Raw genomic sequence first — 18,042 nt, 5'->3', positions numbered from 1 at the left:
TATCGAAACGGTCGACGGCTCAGGACGGCCTGCGGGTGTCCTCGGGCACGAGGGCCGTGCGGAGCTCGGCCTCGCGTTCGCGGTAGGCCTCGCCGGCGCCCTGTCGGCGTGAGAGGACGCGTCGCACCGCGTAGGAGAACGCGGAAACCTTGATGAGCGGTCCGCCGACGACGGCGGAGACCAGCGTGGTCAGGGCGGAGACGTCCTCGGTCACCCGTGCCGCCGAGGCGGTGACGGTGTCGACCTTCGCGAGCTGACCGTTGGTGGACCGGATGGTCTCGACCGCCTCGTCGATGGCCGGCAGCGTGTGGTCGGTGATCCGCCGCACGGTGCCGCGGGCCTCGTCAAGGACGGCGGAGAGCTTGAGCAACGGGATCGCGACCACGACGACCAGCCCGACGAAGGCGAGCGCAGCGACGAGCCCGGCGACGTCACCGACGGACATGTGCCTCCTCCTTCTCCACGTGCCGGCGCGCACCGGCCCGGGTGAATCTACCCCGAACGACTGCGCCCCAGGCGCACCGGCATGGCCGGCTCGCCCGGGGCGCACGTACGAGGAACGAGGGTCAGCGCGAGTAGTACTCGACGACGAGCTGCTCGTTGCAGGTCACGGGGACCTCGTTGCGCTTCGGGCGACGGACCAGCTCGGCGCGCAGCTTCTCGATCTGCACGTCGAGGTAGCCCGGCACGTCCGGGAGTACGTCCCGGTGGGCGCCGGCGGCAGCCACCTGGAACGGGACCATGGCCTGCGATCGAGGCTTGACCTGGATGACCTGACCGGGCTTGACCCGGAAGGACGGGCGGTCGACGGGCTTGCCGTCGACGAGGATGTGTCGGTGCACGACGGCCTGGCGTGCCTGGGCGATCGTGCGGGCGAAGCCGGAGCGCAGCACGAGGGCATCGAGCCGCATCTCGAGCAGCTCGACCAGCGACTCACCGGTCAGGGCCTGCTCGCGGCGGGCCTCGTCGAAGACGCGCTGGAGCTGGGCCTCACGGATGCCGTACTGGGCGCGCAGGCGCTGCTTCTCCTTGAGGCGGACCGCGTAGTCCGACTCCTGGCGGCGGCGGGCGCGCCCGTGCTCACCGGGACCGTACGGGCGCTTCTCGAAGTACTTGACGGCCTTGGGGGTCAGGGCGACACCCAGAGCGCGCGAGAGACGCACCTGACGGCGCGTGCGGGAGACTGCCATAGTTGTGGTGCTTCCTGTCGTCGTAGCGTCACACCGTCGCGGCTCGGTACCGCGCGGCGTGGGGTCGACCCGTTGGCCAGGACCCCAGGTGGCCACCGAGGCGCGCGTGATCGGCGCCTGGGCAACCCCACCATGCTAGCAGCGGGCCCTAGTCACCGGCGTCGAGAATCTCCCGGATGCGCTCGAGTCGTGCTGTGATCTCGCGCTCATGTCCGTGGGTGGTCGGCCGGTAGTACCGGGTGCCGAGGAGGTCCTCCGGGAGGTACCGCTGAGCGGCGACGCCGTGCGGCTGGTCATGGGCGTAGACGTATCCGACGCCGTGCCCGAGGTCCTCCGCACGCGCGTAGTGCGCGTCCCGTAGGTGGGCGGGCACCGGGGCCACCTTTCCCGCGCGGACGTCGCCGATGGCGGCGTCGAGCGCCTGGTACGACCGATTGGATTTCGGCGCCGTGGCGACGTGGACCACCGCCTCAGCGAGGATGATCCGTCCCTCCGGCATGCCGATGAGCTGGACCGCCTGGGCGGCGGCGACGGCCGTCTGCAACGCCGTCGGGTCGGCCATGCCGACGTCCTCGGCGGCGGCGATGACGATCCGCCGGGCGATGAACCGGGGGTCCTCCCCGGCGACCACCATGCGGGCCAGGTAGTGCAGGGCGGCGTCGACGTCCGAGCCGCGCATGGACTTGATGAACGCCGAGATGACGTCGTAATGCTGGTCGCCGGCGCGGTCGTAGCGCACGGCGGCGACGTCGATGGCCCGCTCCACGGCGTCGAGGGTGATGGCTTCTTCCCCGGCGGCGACGGCCGCGCCGGCCGCGGCCTCGAGGATGGTCAGGGCCTTACGGGCGTCCGCTCCGGACAGGCGCACGAGATGGTCCTCTGCGTCCGTTTCCAGCCGGAGCGCCCCGCCGAGGCCACGGTCATCGGTCAGAGCCCGGTGGGTCAGATCGCGCACGTCCTGCTCGGACAGCGGGCGCAGGGTCAGCATGAGCGAACGGGACAGCAGCGGGGAGATGACCGAGAAGCTGGGGTTCTCGGTGGTGGCGGCGACCAGCGTGACCCACCGGTTCTCCACCGCGGGCAGCAGCGCGTCCTGCTGCGTCTTGGAGAAGCGGTGGACCTCGTCGATGAACAGGACCGTCTCCTCACCGGAGGTGACGAGCCGGCGGCGGGCGTCGTCGATGACGCCGCGGACGTCCTTCACCCCGGCGGTGACGGCGGAGAGCTCGGTGAACCGCCGACCGGAGACGTGGGCGACGAGGTACGCCAGCGTGGTCTTCCCGGTGCCCGGCGGACCCCACAGGATGACCGAGGACGCGGCGACTCGCCCGTTCTGGCCCTCCGGTGCGGGCTCGACGAGCCGGCGCAGCGGGCTGCCCGGCTCGAGCAGGTGACCCTGGCCGAGCACCTCCTCCAGCGACGCCGGCCGCATCCGGACGGCGAGCGGTGAGGACTCCCGCGCCGTGGGCACGCCTGCGGTGTCGGCGCCGGCCGCTTCGAACAGATCCACGCCCCCAGGTTAGGTCTCTTCTACGATGCAGCGGTGCCTCTGCTGCTCGACCTGACACCGTTGCGGGTCGATCCGCGGTACCGCCGGCTGTGGACGGGATTCGCACTGTCGGGCATCGGTACGCAGCTCGCCACGACCGCGATCGGGCTGCAGGTCTACGAACTCACCGGCTCGTCGTTCTCCGTCGGTCTCGTCGGGGTGTTCGCGCTGGTCCCGATCGTCGCCCTCGGACTCTACGGCGGTGCGCTGGTCGACGCGCACGACCGGCGCACCGTCGCCCTCCTCGGCGGTCTGGCACTGTGGCTGGCGGCCCTGGGCAACACGGCTCAGGCAGCGCTGGGCAACACCGACGAGTGGGTGCTCTACGGGCTGGTCGCCCTCTCGAACGCCGGGTTCGCCGTCGTGAGTCCGGCACGCTCGGCGATCTACCCGCGCCTGCTCCCAGCGCGCCTGCTACCGGCGGCGAACGCGCTGAGCGTGGTGGCGATGAACGCCGCACTGACCCTCGGACCGCTCCTAGCCGGCTTCCTCGTGGACTTGGCCGGGTACACCGTGACCTATGGGCTGGACGCGGCGTTGTTCGTCGTCGCCCTGTGGGGAATCTGGCGGCTGCCGCCGGTCCCGCCGGAGGTGGACCCGGCCACGGCCCGGCGCCGGATGCCGGGGTTGCGCAGTGTGGCGGAGGGGTTGCGGTTCCTCGGCACGCGCCCCAACGTGCGCATGACCTTCCTCGCGGACTTCTGCGCCATGGTCCTCGCGCATCCACGGGCGCTGCTGCCCGCCGTGGCGGTACTCGCGTTCGGCGGCGACGCGCAGGTGGTCGGCATCCTCTCGGCCGCGATCGCCGTCGGCGCCATGGTCGCGATGGTCGTCTCCGGGTCGCTGGGCGGGGTCGTCCGGCAGGGCCGCGCGGTGGTCCTCGCCGTCGCCGGCTGGGGCGTGGCCGTGGCCGGATTCGGGCTGGTGGTGCTCGGGACCGGCACCGTGCTGGGCACCGGACTCGCCCTGGTGCTCGCGGCGGGGGCGCTGGCGGCGGCCGGTGCGGCGGACTCGGTCTCGTCGGTGTTCCGGACCACGATCCTCCAGGCTGCGACGCCGGACCACCTACGGGGTCGGTTGCAAGGCGTGTTCGTCGTCGTGGTTGCGGGTGGGCCTCGCCTCGGTGACGTCGTCGCCGGCTCGCTCGCCGAGGTTGCCGGCGAGCCGGTGGCGATCGTGCTGGGCGGTGCGGCGTGCGTGGCGGCGGTGGCCGTGTTGGCGCGCCGGCAGCGTGGCTTCCTGGCCTATGACGCGCGCCAGCCGACGCCCTGAGCCCGTCTCACGTGAACCGGGAGGTATCCCCCGAGCCGGCGCGAACCACCTCGGGTGCACCGGAGGTCAGGTCGACCACCGTGGTCGGTTCGGCCGAGTCGACATCGCTGTCGACGATGACGTCGAGCAGGTGGTCGATCTCGTCCTGCACCACCCATCCTTCCGCGAGCGGCTCATCCTGCCCCGGGAGGATGAGGGTGGAGGACAGTAGCGGCTCGCCGAGCTCGCCGAGCAGAGCCTGTGTGGTGCGGTGCGCCGGGATCCGCACACCCACCGTGTGCTTCTTGGGGTGCATGAGGCGGCGCGGCACCTCAGAGGTCGCCGGGAGGATGAAGGTGTACGGGCCGGGGGTCAGGGACTTGACCAGCCGGAAGACCGGGTTGTCGACGTGGACGAACTGTCCCAGTTGGGCGAAGTCTCGACAGACCAGGGTGAAGTGGTGCTTGTCGTCCAGGCGGCGCAGCGACCGGATTCGGTCCAGGCCGGCCTTGTTCCCCAGAGCGCATCCGACGGCGTAGCCGGAGTCCGTCGGGTAGGCCATCAGGCCACCGTCGCGGACGACGGCGACCGCCTGGGTGACCAGCCGCGGCTGAGGGTCCTGCGGATGGATCTGCAGATACTTGGCTGCCATCCGCCCAGTCAACCAGCCGGGCGCCGGTTCATCAGCCCGCGGCGGCTGCCTCGAGGGCGGCGACCGCCTCGGATGCGGAGCCGGCGGCGTCCGGGCCGACCGGTCCGAGCCGTGCGGCCAGCTCGGCCTGGTGCTCCATCATCGCGATGACGCGGCCGGCCGCCTCGTTCACGCGGTCGCGGTCCAGGGTGCCGTCGCGCAGCGCGGCGACGACGCCGTCGTGGGCCTGGGCGTCACTCGCCGGGCCGAGGAGGAGGTCGGCGCCGGCGTCGAGTGCGGCGACGGCGATATCACCCGGATCACCGACCGGAGTGAGGGCGCCCATGTCGAGTCCGTCGGTCACGGCGACCCCGGAGAAGCCCAGCTCGTCCCGCAGCACCCGGTACGCCCCGGGTGAGACGGACGCGGCGACACCGGGGTCCCAGGTGGTGACGTCGATGTGCCCGACCATGATCATCGGCGTGCCGGCCTCGATGGCGGACTCGAACGGTGGCAGGTCCTGGGCGGCCAGCTCGTCGTCGCCGCGGGTGAGCGAAGGCAGCGTCTCGTGCGAGTCCGCGGTGAGGGACCCGTGCCCGGGAAAGTGCTTGGCGGCGGGCAGGACGGCGGCGTCGAGGAAACCGCGGGTGGCCGCGCCAACCGTCCGTGCCGCGATCGCCGGGTCGGACGAGGCGGACCGGCCGCCGATGATCGCGTCCTGGCCCGGGACCGTGACGTCGGCGACCGGGGCCCAGTCGGTGTTGATGCCCGCGCCGCGCAGCTCGCGCCCCATCGCGGTGTAGGCGTCGGTGACGGCGCCGTCGTCGTCGTTAGCGGCAGCCTGACCGGCGACGGCGAACTCCGGGAAGTCGGTCCACGGGCCGGCGGTGGAGTCGAGGCGCTGGACCGTGCCGCCCTCGTTGTCGGTGCTGACCAGCGCCGGCCAGTCGCGGCCGCTGCCGGAGTGGGCCTGCTGGACGGCGTCGGTCAGGGCGGCGACCTGCTCCATGGAGGTGACGGCCTCACCCATGAGGATGACGCCGCCGAGATGAAAGTCCTCGACGTGCGCGGCGACGACATCAGGCCGCGGATCGACGATGGTCGAGACGATCACCTGACCGGCCACCTCGTCCGCCGACATGGCGGCGGCCTCCTCGGTGGCGGCGTCGACCTCCTCCGGCGTCGGTCCCCACGGGTTCGGGTAGTCGGCCGGCTCGGAAGGGCTGGGGCTTGGGCTTGCGCTGGGATCCGGGTCCGGTTCCCCGCTCCCGGTCGCCGTCTCGGAGCCCTCGTCGGTCGGGCTCGTCGGCTCGGGCGTCGGCTCGGGCGTCGGGTCGGGCGTCGAGGGGGTGCACGCGACGAGGCCGGTCGCGGCCACGGCGGCCAGCGCGAGTGAGAGCCGACGTCGGTTCCGATCCCTCATGCCTGACCTCCGACGACGTTCTCCACGCGGTGTGCCGCGGTCAGGCCCAACCCGGTGTAGAGCCGGCGCGCCGCGTCGTTGTCCGCCCAGATCCCCAAGTGGACCAGCGCGGCGCGGGAGAGCCCCCATTCGATGGCGGCCGCTGTGAGTGCGCGGGCGAGCCCCCGGCGGCGATGGTCGGGACGGACGGCGACCGCACTGAGGCGCACTCCCCCGCCGGAATCGGGCGGGGGCGGGTCGGCCGCGAGAACGCCGGCGAGCACACCGGACGCGGTCTCCAGGCCCCACCAGGTCAGCTCAGGGTCCTCGGGCCGGGCACCTCGCTCGGGGTAGCCGGCGTCGAGGCAGTCGTGGACCCGGCGCAGCTGTCCGGACTCCGGGGACGGCGGCGCACTGAGCACGCGAACCGTCCCGGGCGCGGCGACCGGTTCCGGCGCCGTGGCGGTGGTGAGCCAGTCCCATGTGGCCTCGACCCGCAGCGCGGCTGCCGGTCCGGGCGGGAGCGCCGCGTAGGTCCCACGCGTGAGCAGGAGCCGTTCGACGCCCTCCGGTGGACCGCCGTCCAGCAGGCCGGCGTCGACCAGCAGCCGCGCGAGCGCGGGGGCCGGCCCCTCGCCGACGAGCACACGGTCAGTGCTGCGCGGTACGCGCAGCACCGCGGCGTCGTCGGACTCCCAGACCCGGTCCGGGACCCAGCGGTGGGTGTGGGCCCGCAGGAACGGCCAGGTCCGCACCAGGCGCGTGGCCGTCTGTGTCATCGACGCGCGTCCTCCGGCTCCGGCACCGCGTCGACACCTGCTTCCCTGCGCTGTTGCGGGGTGATCGGGGCGGGCGCCTGGGTGAGCGGGTCGTACCCGCCGCCGGACTTGGGGAAGGCGATGACGTCCCGGATCGAGTCCGCACCGCTCAGCAGGGCGACGATGCGGTCCCAGCCGAAGGCGATGCCACCGTGCGGGGGCGCGCCGTAGGCGAAGGCCTCGAGCAGGAAGCCGAACTTCTCCTGCGCCTCCGCCTCACCGATCCCCATGACGGAGAACACCCGTTCCTGGACGTCGCGGCGGTGGATACGGATGGAACCTCCGCCGATCTCGTTGCCGTTGCAGACGAGGTCGTAGGCGTCGGACAGCGCCTCACCCGGCTCCTCCTCGAACCGCTCCGCCCACTCGGGTTTGGGGGCCGTGAAGGCGTGATGGACAGCCGTCCACGCGCCACCTCCCACCGCGACGTCGTCGTCCTCGCCGGTGGGCTTGAACAGGGGGGCGTCGACCACCCACACGAACGACCACGCCGCCTCGTCGACCAGGCCCACGCGGCGAGCGATCTCCAGCCGGGCAGCCCCGAGCAGGGCCCGCGACGGTGTCGGGGCGCCGGCCGCGAAGAAGACGCAGTCCCCGGGCGCGGCCCCGACTGCGTCCACCAGGCCGTCCCGCTCCGCGTCGGAGAGATTCTTCGCCACCGGGCCGCCGAGCGTGCCGTCCTCGGCGACCGTGACGTAGGCCAGGCCCTTCGCGCCGCGCTGCTTGGCCCATTCCTGCCAGGCGTCGAAGGTGCGCCGCGGCTGTGACGCGCCGCCCGGCATGACGACGGCGCCGACGTACGGAGCCTGAAAGACCCGGAACGGGGTCTCGCGGAAGTAGTCGGTGAGCTCGACGAGCTCCACGCCGAAGCGCAGGTCCGGCTTGTCGGTGCCGTACTTCGCCATCGCCTCGCGGTACGTGATCCGTGGGATCGGACGCGGGATCTCGTAGCCGATGAGGCGCCAGAGCTCGCCGACGATCTCCTCGGAGAGCTCGATGACGTCATCGGCGTCGACGAAGCTGACCTCGACGTCGAGCTGGGTGAACTCCGGCTGGCGGTCGGCGCGGAAGTCTTCGTCGCGGTAGCAGCGCGCGATCTGGTAGTAGCGCTCCATGCCGGCGACCATGAGGAGCTGCTTGAACAGCTGCGGTGACTGCGGCAGCGCGTACCACGAACCCGGCGAGAGGCGCGCGGGCACGAGGAAGTCGCGGGCGCCCTCCGGGGTGGACCGGGTCAGGGTGGGCGTCTCGATCTCGACGAAGTCGTGGGCATCGAGCACGCGGCGAGCCGCCTGATTGGCCTTGGCCCGCAGCCGCATGGCCTCGGCCTGGGGCTTGCGGCGCAGGTCGAGGTACCGGTGGCGCAGCCGCGCCTCCTCCCCCACCACACCGGCGTCCTCGGCGTGCTCGGAGACCTGGAACGGGAGCGGGGCGGCGGCGTTGAGCACCACGACGTCGTCGGCGACCACCTCGACGGCACCGGTCGGCAGGTTCGGGTTCTCGTTCCCGTCCGGTCGCCGTGAGACCTCACCCGTGACCTGCAGCACGTACTCCGCACGCAGCTCGCCCGCCACGTCCTCGTCCCGGATCACCACCTGGGCGATGCCGGAGGCGTCCCGCAGATCGATGAACGCGACCCCACCGTGATCACGGCGGCGGTCGACCCAGCCGGCCAGGGTGACGGTCTGTCCGATGTCGCTGGCGCGCAGCGACCCTGCGGGGTGTGTGCGGAGCACGGGTGTCCTTCCGGTCTCGACGTCGTCCGCCGCGGGACGAGCGGACGCACCGCAGATCCTAGTTCCCGCGCCTGGCGCGTCCGCGCTCGCCGCGTTTTCGTGGGTCTGCCGTGGGCAAGGTCACCACCACTGATCGGGCCGTGCTCCGCCGGTCCCGGTAGGCTTGAAGCTCCTGGAGTGCTCGATCCCGCACCAGGCCCTTTCGCGGAAGTCTCGCAGCTCGGGCCCACGAGCGGACCGGTACTGCGCCGACCCGGCGCCGTCACCCACACTCCGCCTCGTGAGAAGAGATCCTCTGTGACCGCTGTGTCCGACCTCGCCCTGCCCACCGTGACCGACACCGTCGACGATGCGGACCTGCCCGAGGAGAGCCCGGGCGGTTTCGCCGCGCTGGGCCTGCCCGATGAGCTGCTCGCCACGGTCGAGCAGCTCGGTTTCACCACTCCGACCGACATCCAGACCGAGGCCATCCCTGTCCTGCTGGCGGGACGGGACGTCGTCGGTATCGCCCAGACCGGAACCGGCAAGACAGCGGCCTTCGGTCTGCCCCTGCTCGCCGCGGTGGACCGGCGTCGGCGCGGTGTGCAAGCCCTTGTGCTCACGCCCACCCGCGAGCTCGCGGTGCAGGTCGCCGATGCGATCGAGTCCTTCGCCGGACGTGGCGGTGCCGGCGTACTCGCCGTGTACGGCGGCGCGAGCTACGGACCTCAACTCCGCGGTCTGCGTGAGGGAGCCCAGGTCGTCGTGGGGACCCCCGGCCGTGTCATGGATCTGCTCGAGCGCGGCAGCCTGGACCTGAGCGGCGTGGCGTTCTTCGTCCTCGACGAGGCCGACGAGATGCTCCGGATGGGCTTCGCGGAGGACGTCGAGACCATCGCCGGGCACGTGCCGGACGACCGGCGCACCGCGCTGTTCTCCGCCACGATGCCTCCGGCGATCCGCCGCGTGGCGGACGCGCACCTGCACGATCCGGTCCGGGTGGCCGTCTCGCGTCCCGCCTCGACCACCGCGACCGTGCGGCAGACCTACGCCGTCGTGCCGTTCCGGCACAAGGTCGGGGCACTCGCCCGCGTGCTGGCGACCACGGACGCCGACGCCGCGATCGTCTTCGTGCGCACCAAGGCGAACGTCGAAGAGGTCTCGTTGGAGCTGAGCGCGCGCGGCGTCTCGGCGGCCGGGCTGTCCGGAGACGTGCCGCAGAAGGAGCGTGAGAAGCTCGTCGAGCGGCTGCGCGGCGGGACGTTGGACGTGCTCGTCGCGACCGACGTGGCGGCCCGCGGGCTCGATGTGGAGCGTATCGGGCTCGTCGTGAACTTCGACGTGCCCCGGGAGAACGACGCCTACGTGCACCGTATCGGGCGTACCGGCCGGGCCGGCCGCTCCGGCACCGCGCTGACCTTCCTCACCCCCCGTGAGCGGGGGCGTCTGAACCAGATCGAACGCCTCACCGGCACGCGCCTGGACGAGGTGACCATCCCGAGTCCTGCTGACGTCTCGGCCTACAAGGCCCGACGCCTCGTCGAACGAGTGGGTCGCCGCCGCGAGGCGGGCCGTCTGGACCTGTACCGCGACGTGCTCCGCGGCCACATCGAGCAGTCCGGCGCGGATCTCGAGGACGTCGCCGCGGCACTGATGGCACTGGCCGTCGGGGACGAGGGGCCGCACCCGCGCGAGGAAGGCCGCCGCGACCGCTACGAGGAGCAGACGGACGAGGACGGCTCGTTCGTGGCGGCCCGGTTCGACGAGGGGGTCAGCCCGCGTCGCGGCGCAGCCGAGCGCGGCGGGCGCCGCGCGACGCCCGCCGGTGGCGGCTCGCGGTACCGCGTGGAGGTCGGCCACAAGGACGGCGTCCAGCCGGGCGCCATCGTCGGGGCGATCACCGGCGAAGGCGGCCTGAAGGGGTCGGACCTGGGCAAGATCGACATCTACCCGAGCTTCTCGCTCGTCGAGATCCGGGCCGACCTCGCCCCCGACGTCGCCGCCCGCATCGGTGCGGCCCGGGTGGCCGGGCGACGGCTGCGGATCCGTCCCGACGCCGGCCCCGGCGGCGGGCGGGGGCCGGCACGCGGCCGGCGGGACCGACAGGGCTGACGCGCCGGGCTGACGTGCCGGGTCGACCGCCCTGCTAGCCCGCCAGCGCGGTGAGGTTGCGGCGGAACGTCGCGAACTCCTCCAGCTCGTGCTCGACGGCGGCGACCACCTGCTCGCGGACGGCCGCGTCGACCTCCGCACGGAGTCGCCGCTCCACGCGGCGAGCTCGGCGGCGTGCCCCGGCCCGTGCCGCCAGGGCCCCGAGAAGGGCGAGCAGCAGACCGGCGAGGACTCCTCCGACGAGTAGCACGGTCGGCCAGGGGAAGGGGCCGGCGGCCGGAGTCTCGGGCGCGGGCAGCTGGAGATACCCGAGCGCAGCCAGGCCGGCGAGCCACACGCCCCCGGCTACCGCGGCGAGGACGAACAGCCACTGTAGGATCCCGGCCACCGTCCACCACGCCGGTCGGCGGGCCTGTTCCAGGTCCGTCCCCGCGATCCTCCGGTCGAGGGCGTCGACGAGCACCGGGATGCGCCCCTCGACCTGCTGCAGCACGTCGTCGCGCCACGGTCCGGGAAGGTGGGCCGTCGACGAGGCGACCACCGCATGCGCGGCGGAGCGGACCGCGGCCTGCTGGACCGGCGTCGCCGCCGGCAGGGAGGTGCGCACCAGCGCGACGTCCGCGCGTTCCGCCCGGGTGAGCCCGAGGCGCCGCAACGGGTCCGGGCGGAGCCTGATGAGCCACCGCACGGGCGGCCATCCGACCCGGGCGCGCGCGGAGCGCGTATAGGACCGCCGGACCGCGGCACGCACCGCGTCCACCCCGGCCGCCTCGGCCGCGGCCCGGGACAGGCGTGCAGCCGGTTGCTCGCCGACCGTCGTCGGCGACTCGTCCCGACGACGTCTGCCCTGGTTGATGTCGGTGGCCACCTCGGCAGCCCGAAGCAGCTCGGTCGCCGTCGCGCGTACATCTGCGGCCAGGCGTAGCCGGGCCGCCCGGGTGGAGGCGGCGACGTCGGCGACTCGCCGCCACAGGTCATCGAGGCCCTCGCCGGTCCGTGCCGAGACCGGCAGGACCGGCACGCCGCTCAGCCCGTCGCGTTCAAGCACCCGTTCCAGATCGGCGAGGACCCCGGCGCGTTCGTCGGCATCGAGGGTGTCGACCTGATTGAGCACCACGAGGCTCACCTCCGCGTGCGCGGTCAGGTGGGCGAGGTAGTCCCGGTGGACCACGGCGTCGGCGTACTTCTGCGGATCGAGGACCCACACGAGCACGTCGACGGCGCTGGCCATCCGGCTCGCCACGTCCCGGTGCTCCATGGCGGTCGAATCGATGTCCGGAAGGTCGAGGAGGATCAGCCCGTCGGCGGCGCGGTCCTCGGTGGTTACGGCGTCCGTCCCGTCGCCGGCCCGGGTACGGTCCGGCACGTCGAGCCAGTCGAGCAGCCGGCCGGCGTCGTCGGCGCCCCAGACCGCCGCCAGCGGACGGGTCGTCGTCGGCCGGCGTGCCGCCACCGGAGCCACCTCGCGCCCGAGCAGGGCGTTGAACAGGCTCGACTTGCCCGATCCGGTCGCACCGAGCAGCGCAGCGACGGTCCGCCCCGCGGCCAGGTTCTCCCGCTCGCCGGCCCGCTTCAGCAGCGTCCGGGCACGCTCCAGCGCCGGCGCGTCGAGGTGGCCGGCGGCGATCTCGGTGGCCGCCTCGAGGCGTCGCAGATCCTCGGGCAGCGTCGCGGCATCGTCCGCCCTCCGGCGGCGCAGCAGCCTCACAGTCCCGCCTCCGCGCGTCTGGCGGCCACCACGGCGGAGACGGCCGTCCGGATCCGTTTCGCCGCCGAGGCGTCGATGCCGGTCCCGGAGAGCGCCTGTCGGTACACATCGGCCTGGGCGGCGAGGAACGTCCCCGCCCGGGCATGGAGGTTCTCCCGTGCCGTGGCCGCCATCCGTCGTACGGCGTCGTCACCGAAGATGGCCTCGAGCAGCTTCTGAGCCACCACGGCCGTGCCGCCGGCCACGGCGATCTCCGCGCCGACCAGCCCGCCGGTGGAGGCGAAGACCACGACCATCAGCGCGATCCCGAGCCCGTTCACCCCGAACGCGAGAATCCTGGCGGTCATCCGCTTGTCGGCCCCCTCCTCGCGGACCATGGAGAGCAGGTCGTCCTGCCAGGCGCGGACCTGGGCGGCCGCCTCCCGGGCCACCTGGTCCTCTCCCGGCAGCGCGTCGCCGGCCGTCGCGAGGACCGACCGGGCGCCGGGCTCGCGGCGCCACCGGTGGTCCACCTCCGCCGCGGCCCGTTCACTCTCCGCCACGAGCAGCGTCTGCAGACCCGCCTCGATAGCCTCCTCGACGTGCTCGGCCGGTTCCGGCCGCCCGCGGAAGAAGCTGCCCACGCGGTCACGGATGCGCCCCACGTGCGCCTCGACGCTCCGGAAGAACTCACCCGTGCCGACGAACTCCTGCCAGCGTGAGAGGACCTCGCCGCGCAGCATGGTGCCGTCGGCGGTCGCCGCGATGATCCGATCGTGCGCTTCGGCGTAGGCCTGATCGACCTGGCCCGCCAGCCGCACGAACGCCTCCGCCTGGTGCTCGGCGCCGTCTGCCACCAGGGTCGTACGGCCGAGGGTGGCGTCGACGGCTCCTCCGAGCGTCTGCCGGGCGATGGCGGCCCGGGAACCGGCGTCCGCGGCGATGCCGTGCAACCAGCCGAGCAGCGAGGCCACGTCGTCGGCCGGCAGCAGGCCGTCCTCGCCGAGCTCGGTCTCGCCGACCACGAAGAGCGGCGAGCGGCTCAGCCCCTCGTCCTCGAGCCGCTCGGCCAGGTCCCCACGCACCTCCGCCGCGACACCGGACGGAACCCGGTCCAGGACCACGGCCACCACGATCTGGCGGTGCGCCGCCTCGGTGAGCAGGGCCCAGGGCACCGCGTCGCCGTACCGCGCCGCCGTCGTGACGAACACCCACAGGTCGGCCGCCGCCAGGAGTTGGTTCGCGAGTTGGCGGTTCTCGGACACGACGGAGTCGATGTCCGGCGCGTCGAGCAACGCCAATCCCGGTGGGAGCGCCGCCGAGGCCCGCAGCTCGAGTTCCCGGACGGCGACGTCGTCGCTCGCCGGGGACGTCGGCGGCGCGCCCGGCGCCACATGGACACGAGCGAGCCCCGGCAGGATCCGTTCGCCGGTGAACCACGGTTCGTCGTCGGGGTGATGGACCAGGAGCGGTCGTCGCGTGGTCGGGCGGATGGCCGAGGCGGCGGTGACGTGCTCCCGCAGCAGCGCGTTGACCAAGGTCGACTTCCCGGCCCCGGTCGAGCCTCCGACGACGCACACGAGGGGTGCCTCGAGCTGTTCGTACCGCGGGATGATGTAGTCGCCGAGCTGGTCGAGGACCTCGCGTCGGTCGGCACGGGACGGCGCCGCGTCCTCGATGTCCAGCGGCAGCCGCAGGCCCTCGAGGATCTCACGCAACTCCTCCAGGGCGGACAGCACCGCCCGAGCGGCGTCCCCCGTGCCGGCGGGCAGGCTCACGGGCCCTCGACCGCCGCGACCACCCGGGGCCACAGGTCCGGCTCCGGCGGGCGCCAGCTCTCGGCGTCGGCCGGCACCTGCTCCCCCGAGCGGATGTCGCGCACCTCGCCGTCGGCCAGGCCCTCGCCCGGGAACCACACGAACGGGATGCCGCGGCGGTCCGCGAACCGGATCTGCTTGCCGAACTTGGCCGCGTCCGGTGCGACGTCGGCCGGGATTCCGCGTGCCCGGAGCGCGCGTGCCACGCGGCTGGACGTGCTCCGGTGCTCCTCATCCCGGACCGCGACGAGGACCGCGGTCGGGACCGCTCGGGTCGGTTCGGCCATCTCGTTGCCGAGGATGCGTGAGAGCAGTCGCGTCACGCCGATCGACAGCCCCACCCCCGGGTAGCTGCGGCGGCCGTCGGAGGCGAGGGAGTCGTACCGGCCGCCGGAGCAGATGGAGCCGAGTCCCTCGTGCCCGACGAGCGTCGTCTCGTACACGCTCCCGGTGTAGTAGTCGAGGCCGCGCGCGATCTTCAGATCCGCAACCACTGTGCCGGGTGCGGCCTGGCCCGCGGTCCGCAGCAGGCGCGCGAGCTCCTCGAGCCCCTCGTCCAGCAGGTCCGAGCGTGGGCCGAGAGCGCGGACGCGTTCGGCCACGGACTCGTCGCCGCCGCTGATGCCGGCGAGTTCGAGGGCCGCCCGGGCCTGATCCTCGGTGGCGCCGGCCGAGTCCTGCAGATCCTGCGCCACCGCGCGCTCGCCGATCTTGTCGAGCTTGTCGATGCTCCGCAGTGCGGCGTCCACGTCGGAGAGGCCGATCGCCTCATAGAACCCCTGGGCGACCTTCCGGTTGTTCACGGAGATCCGCACCGGCGGGATCGGCAACGCCGCCAGCGCCTCGGCCATGACCAGCGGGAGTTCGGCCTCGTAGTGGAAGGGCAGCGTGTCGGCCCCGACGACGTCGATGTCCGCCTGGGTGAACTCGCGGAAGCGACCCTCCTGCGGCCGCTCGCCCCGCCAGACCTTCTGGATCTGGTAGCGCTTGAACGGGAACGTCAGGCGCCCGGCGTTCTCGAGGACGTAGCGCGCGAACGGCACGGTGAGATCGAAGTGCAGGCCGAGCTGGTCGTCCCCGGCGCCCGTCCCCTCGCGCTCCTCCTGGAGGCGGCGCAGGAGGTAGACCTCCTTCGAGGTCTCGCCTTTCCGCTCGAGCTGTGCGAGGGGCTCCACGGCGCGGGTCTCCACCCCGGCGAAGCCGTGCAGCTCGAAGGTGCGCCGGAGCGTGTCGAGGACATGCTGCTCGACGACGCGGCCGGCCGGCAGCCACTCGGGGAACCCGGACAGGGATGACGCACGTGCCATGGCGCCGATCTTCGCATCCTCCGCTCCCCCACGGCGATCTCGCCCAGCCGGCGGGCGGTCAGCGGCCGGAGCGGCCCATGGCCGCGCGCACGTGGGCGTTACCCGTGATCTCGTGCGCGAGCACCGTCGCCGGGCCGTGTCCCGGCAGCAGCACCGTCGACGGTGGGAGCGATGTGGCGAGGGTGCGCAACGTGGCGATCATCTCGCGCTCATCGCCGCCGGGAAGATCCGTCCGGCCGATCGACCCGGCGAAGATCACATCACCGCACAGTGCGAGCAGCAGATCCTCCTCCCCCGCGACCGACGCAGGCAACGCCCCGTCGGGGTCCTCGATCGCGCCCCGTACCAGCAGCAGCGTGCTGCCCTCGGTGTGCCCGGGCGCCGGCACGGCCCGGACGACGACGCCGGGCACCAGCTCGGCCCCCTCGCCGGCCAGGACCTCACCCGGCCAGTGCTCGACGCGCGCCGGGCGCACCCACGCCGTGCCGGCAGCCGCCGCGAACATCTCCCCGAGCGGGACGCCGAGCGCGGATGCGGGATCGTCCAGCCGGTGGGCGTCCGGGCCGCCGATGTACACCGGGGACGAGCCGGCGAGCCCGGCAGCGTCCCACACGTGATCGGCGTGCCCGTGGGTCAACGCGACGGCGCCGAGACTCAGCTCCTGCTCGGCCAGCGCGTCCCGTACCGCCGGTGCCGTCGCGGCGCCCGGGTCGATCACCAAGGCCGGGGAGCCGTGGCCGGACGCCAGGACGTAGCAGTGCTCCTCGAGCACCGGTGTGGTGAGTCGGCGCAGCAGCATGGAGGCAGGTTATCGGCCTGCGCGTGGGGCTCTGCCGAGCCGACTGCTCCCGTGCGACCTGGCCGTTCCCTACACTGAGAGCGAGGTCACGTCCGCAGGGGGACGCGCCGGCGGCCGTCCGGCGGCGCGCGAGGTGATCTCAGGTCCTCGAACCGGCGAGGCCGAAGTACCGAGAACGGTGTGGCTCAGGCCTACCCCGTCATGAAGGAGCGCGACCCGTGACCGAGCAGCCGACCCCAGACAACGCCGACGACGGGCCGCAGGAGCCCGCGCCCGCCCCCGACCCGGCGTCCGAGGCCCCGAAGCCGGCACCTGAACCGGTCCCTGAACCGGTACCGCAACCGGTCCCTGAACCGGCACCGAAGCCGGCACCGCAACCGGGCGGACGCCCCACGCCCGCATCGATCCGCCCGAAGCCCGGCCCGCCGACCGGCCGGCCGAGCCCGGCCGCAGCCGCCGCGCCACAGCCTGCTGTGGTCCCGACGGTCGACCCGCACGCCGCGGCGGAGGCGGCCCGGTGGGGGCGGGTGGACTCCGACGGCACGGTCTACGTGCGTGAGGCGGCCGGCGATCGCGTCGTCGGCCAGTACACGGGGGCGGACCCGGACGAGGCGCTCGACCTGTACGTGACTCGGTTCCTCGATCTGCAGGCCCAGGTCTCGCTGTTCGAGACGCGGCTGCCGCAGCTCTCGCCGAAGGAGATCGACCAGACCCTCGCCTCGCTCGGCGAGGCCCTGGACCAGCCCGCCGCGGTCGGCGACCTGGATGGACTGCGACGGCGCCTGGAGGTGGCCACCGAGGCCGCCGAGGAACGCCGCCGGCAGGCCGCCGCCGAGCGCGAGGCAGCCCGGGCGCGTGCCGTCGCCGAACGTGAGGCCATCGTCGAGCAGGCGGAGCAGATCGCAGAGCAGGACCCGCAGCGTACCCAGTGGAAGCAGTCCGGCCAGCGGCTGCGTGACCTGTTGGAGGAGTGGAAGCAGTCCCAGCGCAGCGGGCCGCGACTCGACCGCAGCACGGAGGAGAAGCTCTGGAAGCGGTTCTCGCACGCGCGCACGGCCTTCGATCGGCACCGCCGCCAGTTCTTCTCGGAGCTGGACACAAAGCAGAAGGCGGCCAAGGAGGTCAAGGAACGGCTCATCGCCCGTGCCGAGGAGCTCTCCTCCTCCACGGACTGGGGCCGGACCACCGCGGCCTACCGCCAGCTCATGGACGAATGGAAGGCTGCCGGCCGTGCCGCCCGTAAGGAGGACGACGCGCTGTGGGCCCGATTCCGGGCCGCCCAGCAGGTGTTCTTCGACGCCCGCAACGCCCAGAACGCCGAGATCGACGCCGAGTACCGGGAGAACCTCGCCGCCAAGGAGGAGCTGCTCACCCAGGCGGAGGGGCTGCTGCCGGTGACCGATCACCGTGCCGCCCGTGCGGCACTGCGCCCGATCCAGGACCGGTGGGAACAGATCGGACGGGTCCCGCGCGGCGACGTGCAACGGGTGGAAGGCCGGCTGCGCGCGGTCGAGCAGGCGGTCCGCGATGCCGAGCAGGCCGAGTGGAAGCAGTCCGACCCCGAGGTGCAGGCCCGTGCCGAGGGAGCAGCGGCGCAGTTGCACGAGGCGATCGCCCAGCTCGAGAGCGAGCTCGACCAGGCTCGCGCCCAGGGGGACGAGAAGCGGATCGCGGAGGCGGAGACTGCCCTCGAGGCGCGACGGACCTGGCTGGACCAGGTGCGCCGGACCGCGGGCCGCTGAGCCTGAGCGGTCGGTCGGTCGC

The 18,042-nt window shown here is 73.2% G+C and carries 14 protein-coding genes; 3 read left to right on the top strand and 11 right to left on the bottom strand.

Annotation, left to right across the window (positions count from 1 at the left end):
* Positions 1–19: 19 nt before the first annotated feature.
* From ACFSE6_RS15135 to ACFSE6_RS15125, 3 genes are all read right to left on the bottom strand, one after another.
* Positions 20–445: a DUF948 domain-containing protein gene (locus ACFSE6_RS15135; protein ID WP_388008917.1), complete on the bottom strand. Its 426-nt coding sequence runs from the start codon at positions 443–445 to the stop codon at positions 20–22.
* 121 nt (positions 446–566) lie between these two features.
* A complete protein-coding gene (gene rpsD, locus ACFSE6_RS15130; RefSeq protein ID WP_388008914.1) occupies positions 567–1,190 on the bottom strand; it encodes a 30S ribosomal protein S4 in 624 nt (207 codons plus the stop codon).
* A 148-nt stretch (positions 1,191–1,338) separates the two neighbouring features.
* Complete coding sequence (locus ACFSE6_RS15125) at positions 1,339–2,700, bottom strand: replication-associated recombination protein A (protein ID WP_388008911.1); 1,362 nt, start codon at positions 2,698–2,700, stop codon at positions 1,339–1,341.
* A gap of 33 nt (positions 2,701–2,733) precedes the next feature.
* Between ACFSE6_RS15125 and ACFSE6_RS15120 the strand changes: the two genes are divergently transcribed.
* Entirely contained in the window at positions 2,734–4,011 is a 1,278-nt protein-coding gene (locus ACFSE6_RS15120; RefSeq protein ID WP_388008908.1) for an MFS transporter, read from the top strand.
* Between the two features lie 7 nt (positions 4,012–4,018).
* On the opposite strand, the gene ACFSE6_RS15115 is transcribed toward ACFSE6_RS15120, so the two are convergent.
* From ACFSE6_RS15115 to aspS, 4 genes are read right to left on the bottom strand one after another with little or no spacing between them, the layout of a single operon-like run.
* Positions 4,019–4,642, bottom strand: coding sequence for an L-threonylcarbamoyladenylate synthase (locus tag ACFSE6_RS15115; RefSeq protein WP_388008905.1), 624 nt, complete (start codon positions 4,640–4,642; stop codon positions 4,019–4,021).
* Positions 4,643–4,673: 31 nt separating this feature from the next.
* Entirely contained in the window at positions 4,674–6,044 is a 1,371-nt protein-coding gene (locus tag ACFSE6_RS15110; RefSeq protein ID WP_388008902.1) for a glycoside hydrolase family 3 N-terminal domain-containing protein, read from the bottom strand.
* Entirely contained in the window at positions 6,041–6,802 is a 762-nt protein-coding gene (locus ACFSE6_RS15105) for a GNAT family N-acetyltransferase (protein WP_388008899.1), read from the bottom strand. Before ACFSE6_RS15105 ends, ACFSE6_RS15110 begins: the two co-directional genes overlap by 4 nt.
* The gene (aspS, locus tag ACFSE6_RS15100; RefSeq protein WP_388008896.1) at positions 6,799–8,577 is read right to left on the bottom strand and encodes an aspartate--tRNA ligase; all 1,779 of its coding nucleotides are present in this window, start codon (positions 8,575–8,577) and stop codon (positions 6,799–6,801) included. Before aspS ends, ACFSE6_RS15105 begins: the two co-directional genes overlap by 4 nt.
* Positions 8,578–8,874: 297 nt before the next feature.
* Between aspS and ACFSE6_RS15095 the strand changes: the two genes are divergently transcribed.
* On the top strand, positions 8,875–10,668 hold the full coding sequence (locus ACFSE6_RS15095; protein WP_465254164.1) for a DEAD/DEAH box helicase: 1,794 nt from the start codon (positions 8,875–8,877) through the stop codon (positions 10,666–10,668).
* A gap of 34 nt (positions 10,669–10,702) precedes the next feature.
* Here ACFSE6_RS15095 and ACFSE6_RS15090 read toward each other — a convergent pair whose 3' ends face one another.
* Genes ACFSE6_RS15090 through ACFSE6_RS15075 form a run of 4 tightly spaced genes read right to left on the bottom strand, consistent with a single transcriptional unit; the run spans position 10,703 to position 16,278 of the window.
* Positions 10,703–12,376, bottom strand: a complete 1,674-nt coding sequence (locus ACFSE6_RS15090) for a GTPase (RefSeq protein ID WP_388008893.1) — start codon at positions 12,374–12,376, stop codon at positions 10,703–10,705.
* Positions 12,373–14,133 (bottom strand): dynamin family protein, encoded by a 1,761-nt coding sequence (locus ACFSE6_RS15085; RefSeq protein ID WP_388008890.1) that lies wholly within the window; start codon positions 14,131–14,133, stop codon positions 12,373–12,375. Before ACFSE6_RS15085 ends, ACFSE6_RS15090 begins: the two co-directional genes overlap by 4 nt.
* Positions 14,130–15,479 (bottom strand): histidine--tRNA ligase, encoded by a 1,350-nt coding sequence (gene hisS, locus ACFSE6_RS15080; RefSeq protein ID WP_388008887.1) that lies wholly within the window; start codon positions 15,477–15,479, stop codon positions 14,130–14,132. The genes ACFSE6_RS15085 and hisS overlap by 4 nt, the downstream gene beginning before the upstream one ends.
* 58 nt (positions 15,480–15,537) lie before the next feature.
* Positions 15,538–16,278 carry an MBL fold metallo-hydrolase gene (locus tag ACFSE6_RS15075; protein WP_388008884.1) on the bottom strand — a complete coding sequence of 247 codons (741 nt, stop codon included), beginning with the start codon at positions 16,276–16,278 and terminating at the stop codon, positions 15,538–15,540.
* Positions 16,279–16,496: 218 nt separating this feature from the next.
* Between ACFSE6_RS15075 and ACFSE6_RS15070 the strand changes: the two genes are divergently transcribed.
* Positions 16,497–18,020, top strand: a complete 1,524-nt coding sequence (locus ACFSE6_RS15070; RefSeq protein ID WP_388008881.1) for a DUF349 domain-containing protein — start codon at positions 16,497–16,499, stop codon at positions 18,018–18,020.
* The last annotated feature ends 22 nt before the right edge of the window (positions 18,021–18,042 follow it).

Origin of the sequence: Georgenia deserti (genome assembly GCF_042680605.1) — a bacterium.
Lineage (GTDB): Bacteria > Actinomycetota > Actinomycetes > Actinomycetales > Actinomycetaceae > Allobogoriella > Allobogoriella deserti.
This window is presented reverse-complemented; position numbering and strand designations above follow the sequence as displayed.

What these genes read in the sequence shown, in the direction of transcription:
- ACFSE6_RS15135 (WP_388008917.1), bottom strand. Translation starts at nt 445, where the DNA reads ATGTCCGTCGGTGACGTCGCCGGGCTCGTCGCTGCGCTCGCCTTCGTC.
- rpsD (WP_388008914.1), bottom strand. Translation starts at nt 1,190, where the DNA reads ATGGCAGTCTCCCGCACGCGCCGTCAGGTGCGTCTCTCGCGCGCTCTG.
- ACFSE6_RS15115 (WP_388008905.1), bottom strand. Translation starts at nt 4,642, where the DNA reads ATGGCAGCCAAGTATCTGCAGATCCATCCGCAGGACCCTCAGCCGCGG.
- ACFSE6_RS15110 (WP_388008902.1), bottom strand. Translation starts at nt 6,044, where the DNA reads ATGAGGGATCGGAACCGACGTCGGCTCTCACTCGCGCTGGCCGCCGTG.
- ACFSE6_RS15105 (WP_388008899.1), bottom strand. Translation starts at nt 6,802, where the DNA reads ATGACACAGACGGCCACGCGCCTGGTGCGGACCTGGCCGTTCCTGCGG.
- hisS (WP_388008887.1), bottom strand. Translation starts at nt 15,479, where the DNA reads ATGGCACGTGCGTCATCCCTGTCCGGGTTCCCCGAGTGGCTGCCGGCC.
- ACFSE6_RS15075 (WP_388008884.1), bottom strand. Translation starts at nt 16,278, where the DNA reads ATGCTGCTGCGCCGACTCACCACACCGGTGCTCGAGGAGCACTGCTAC.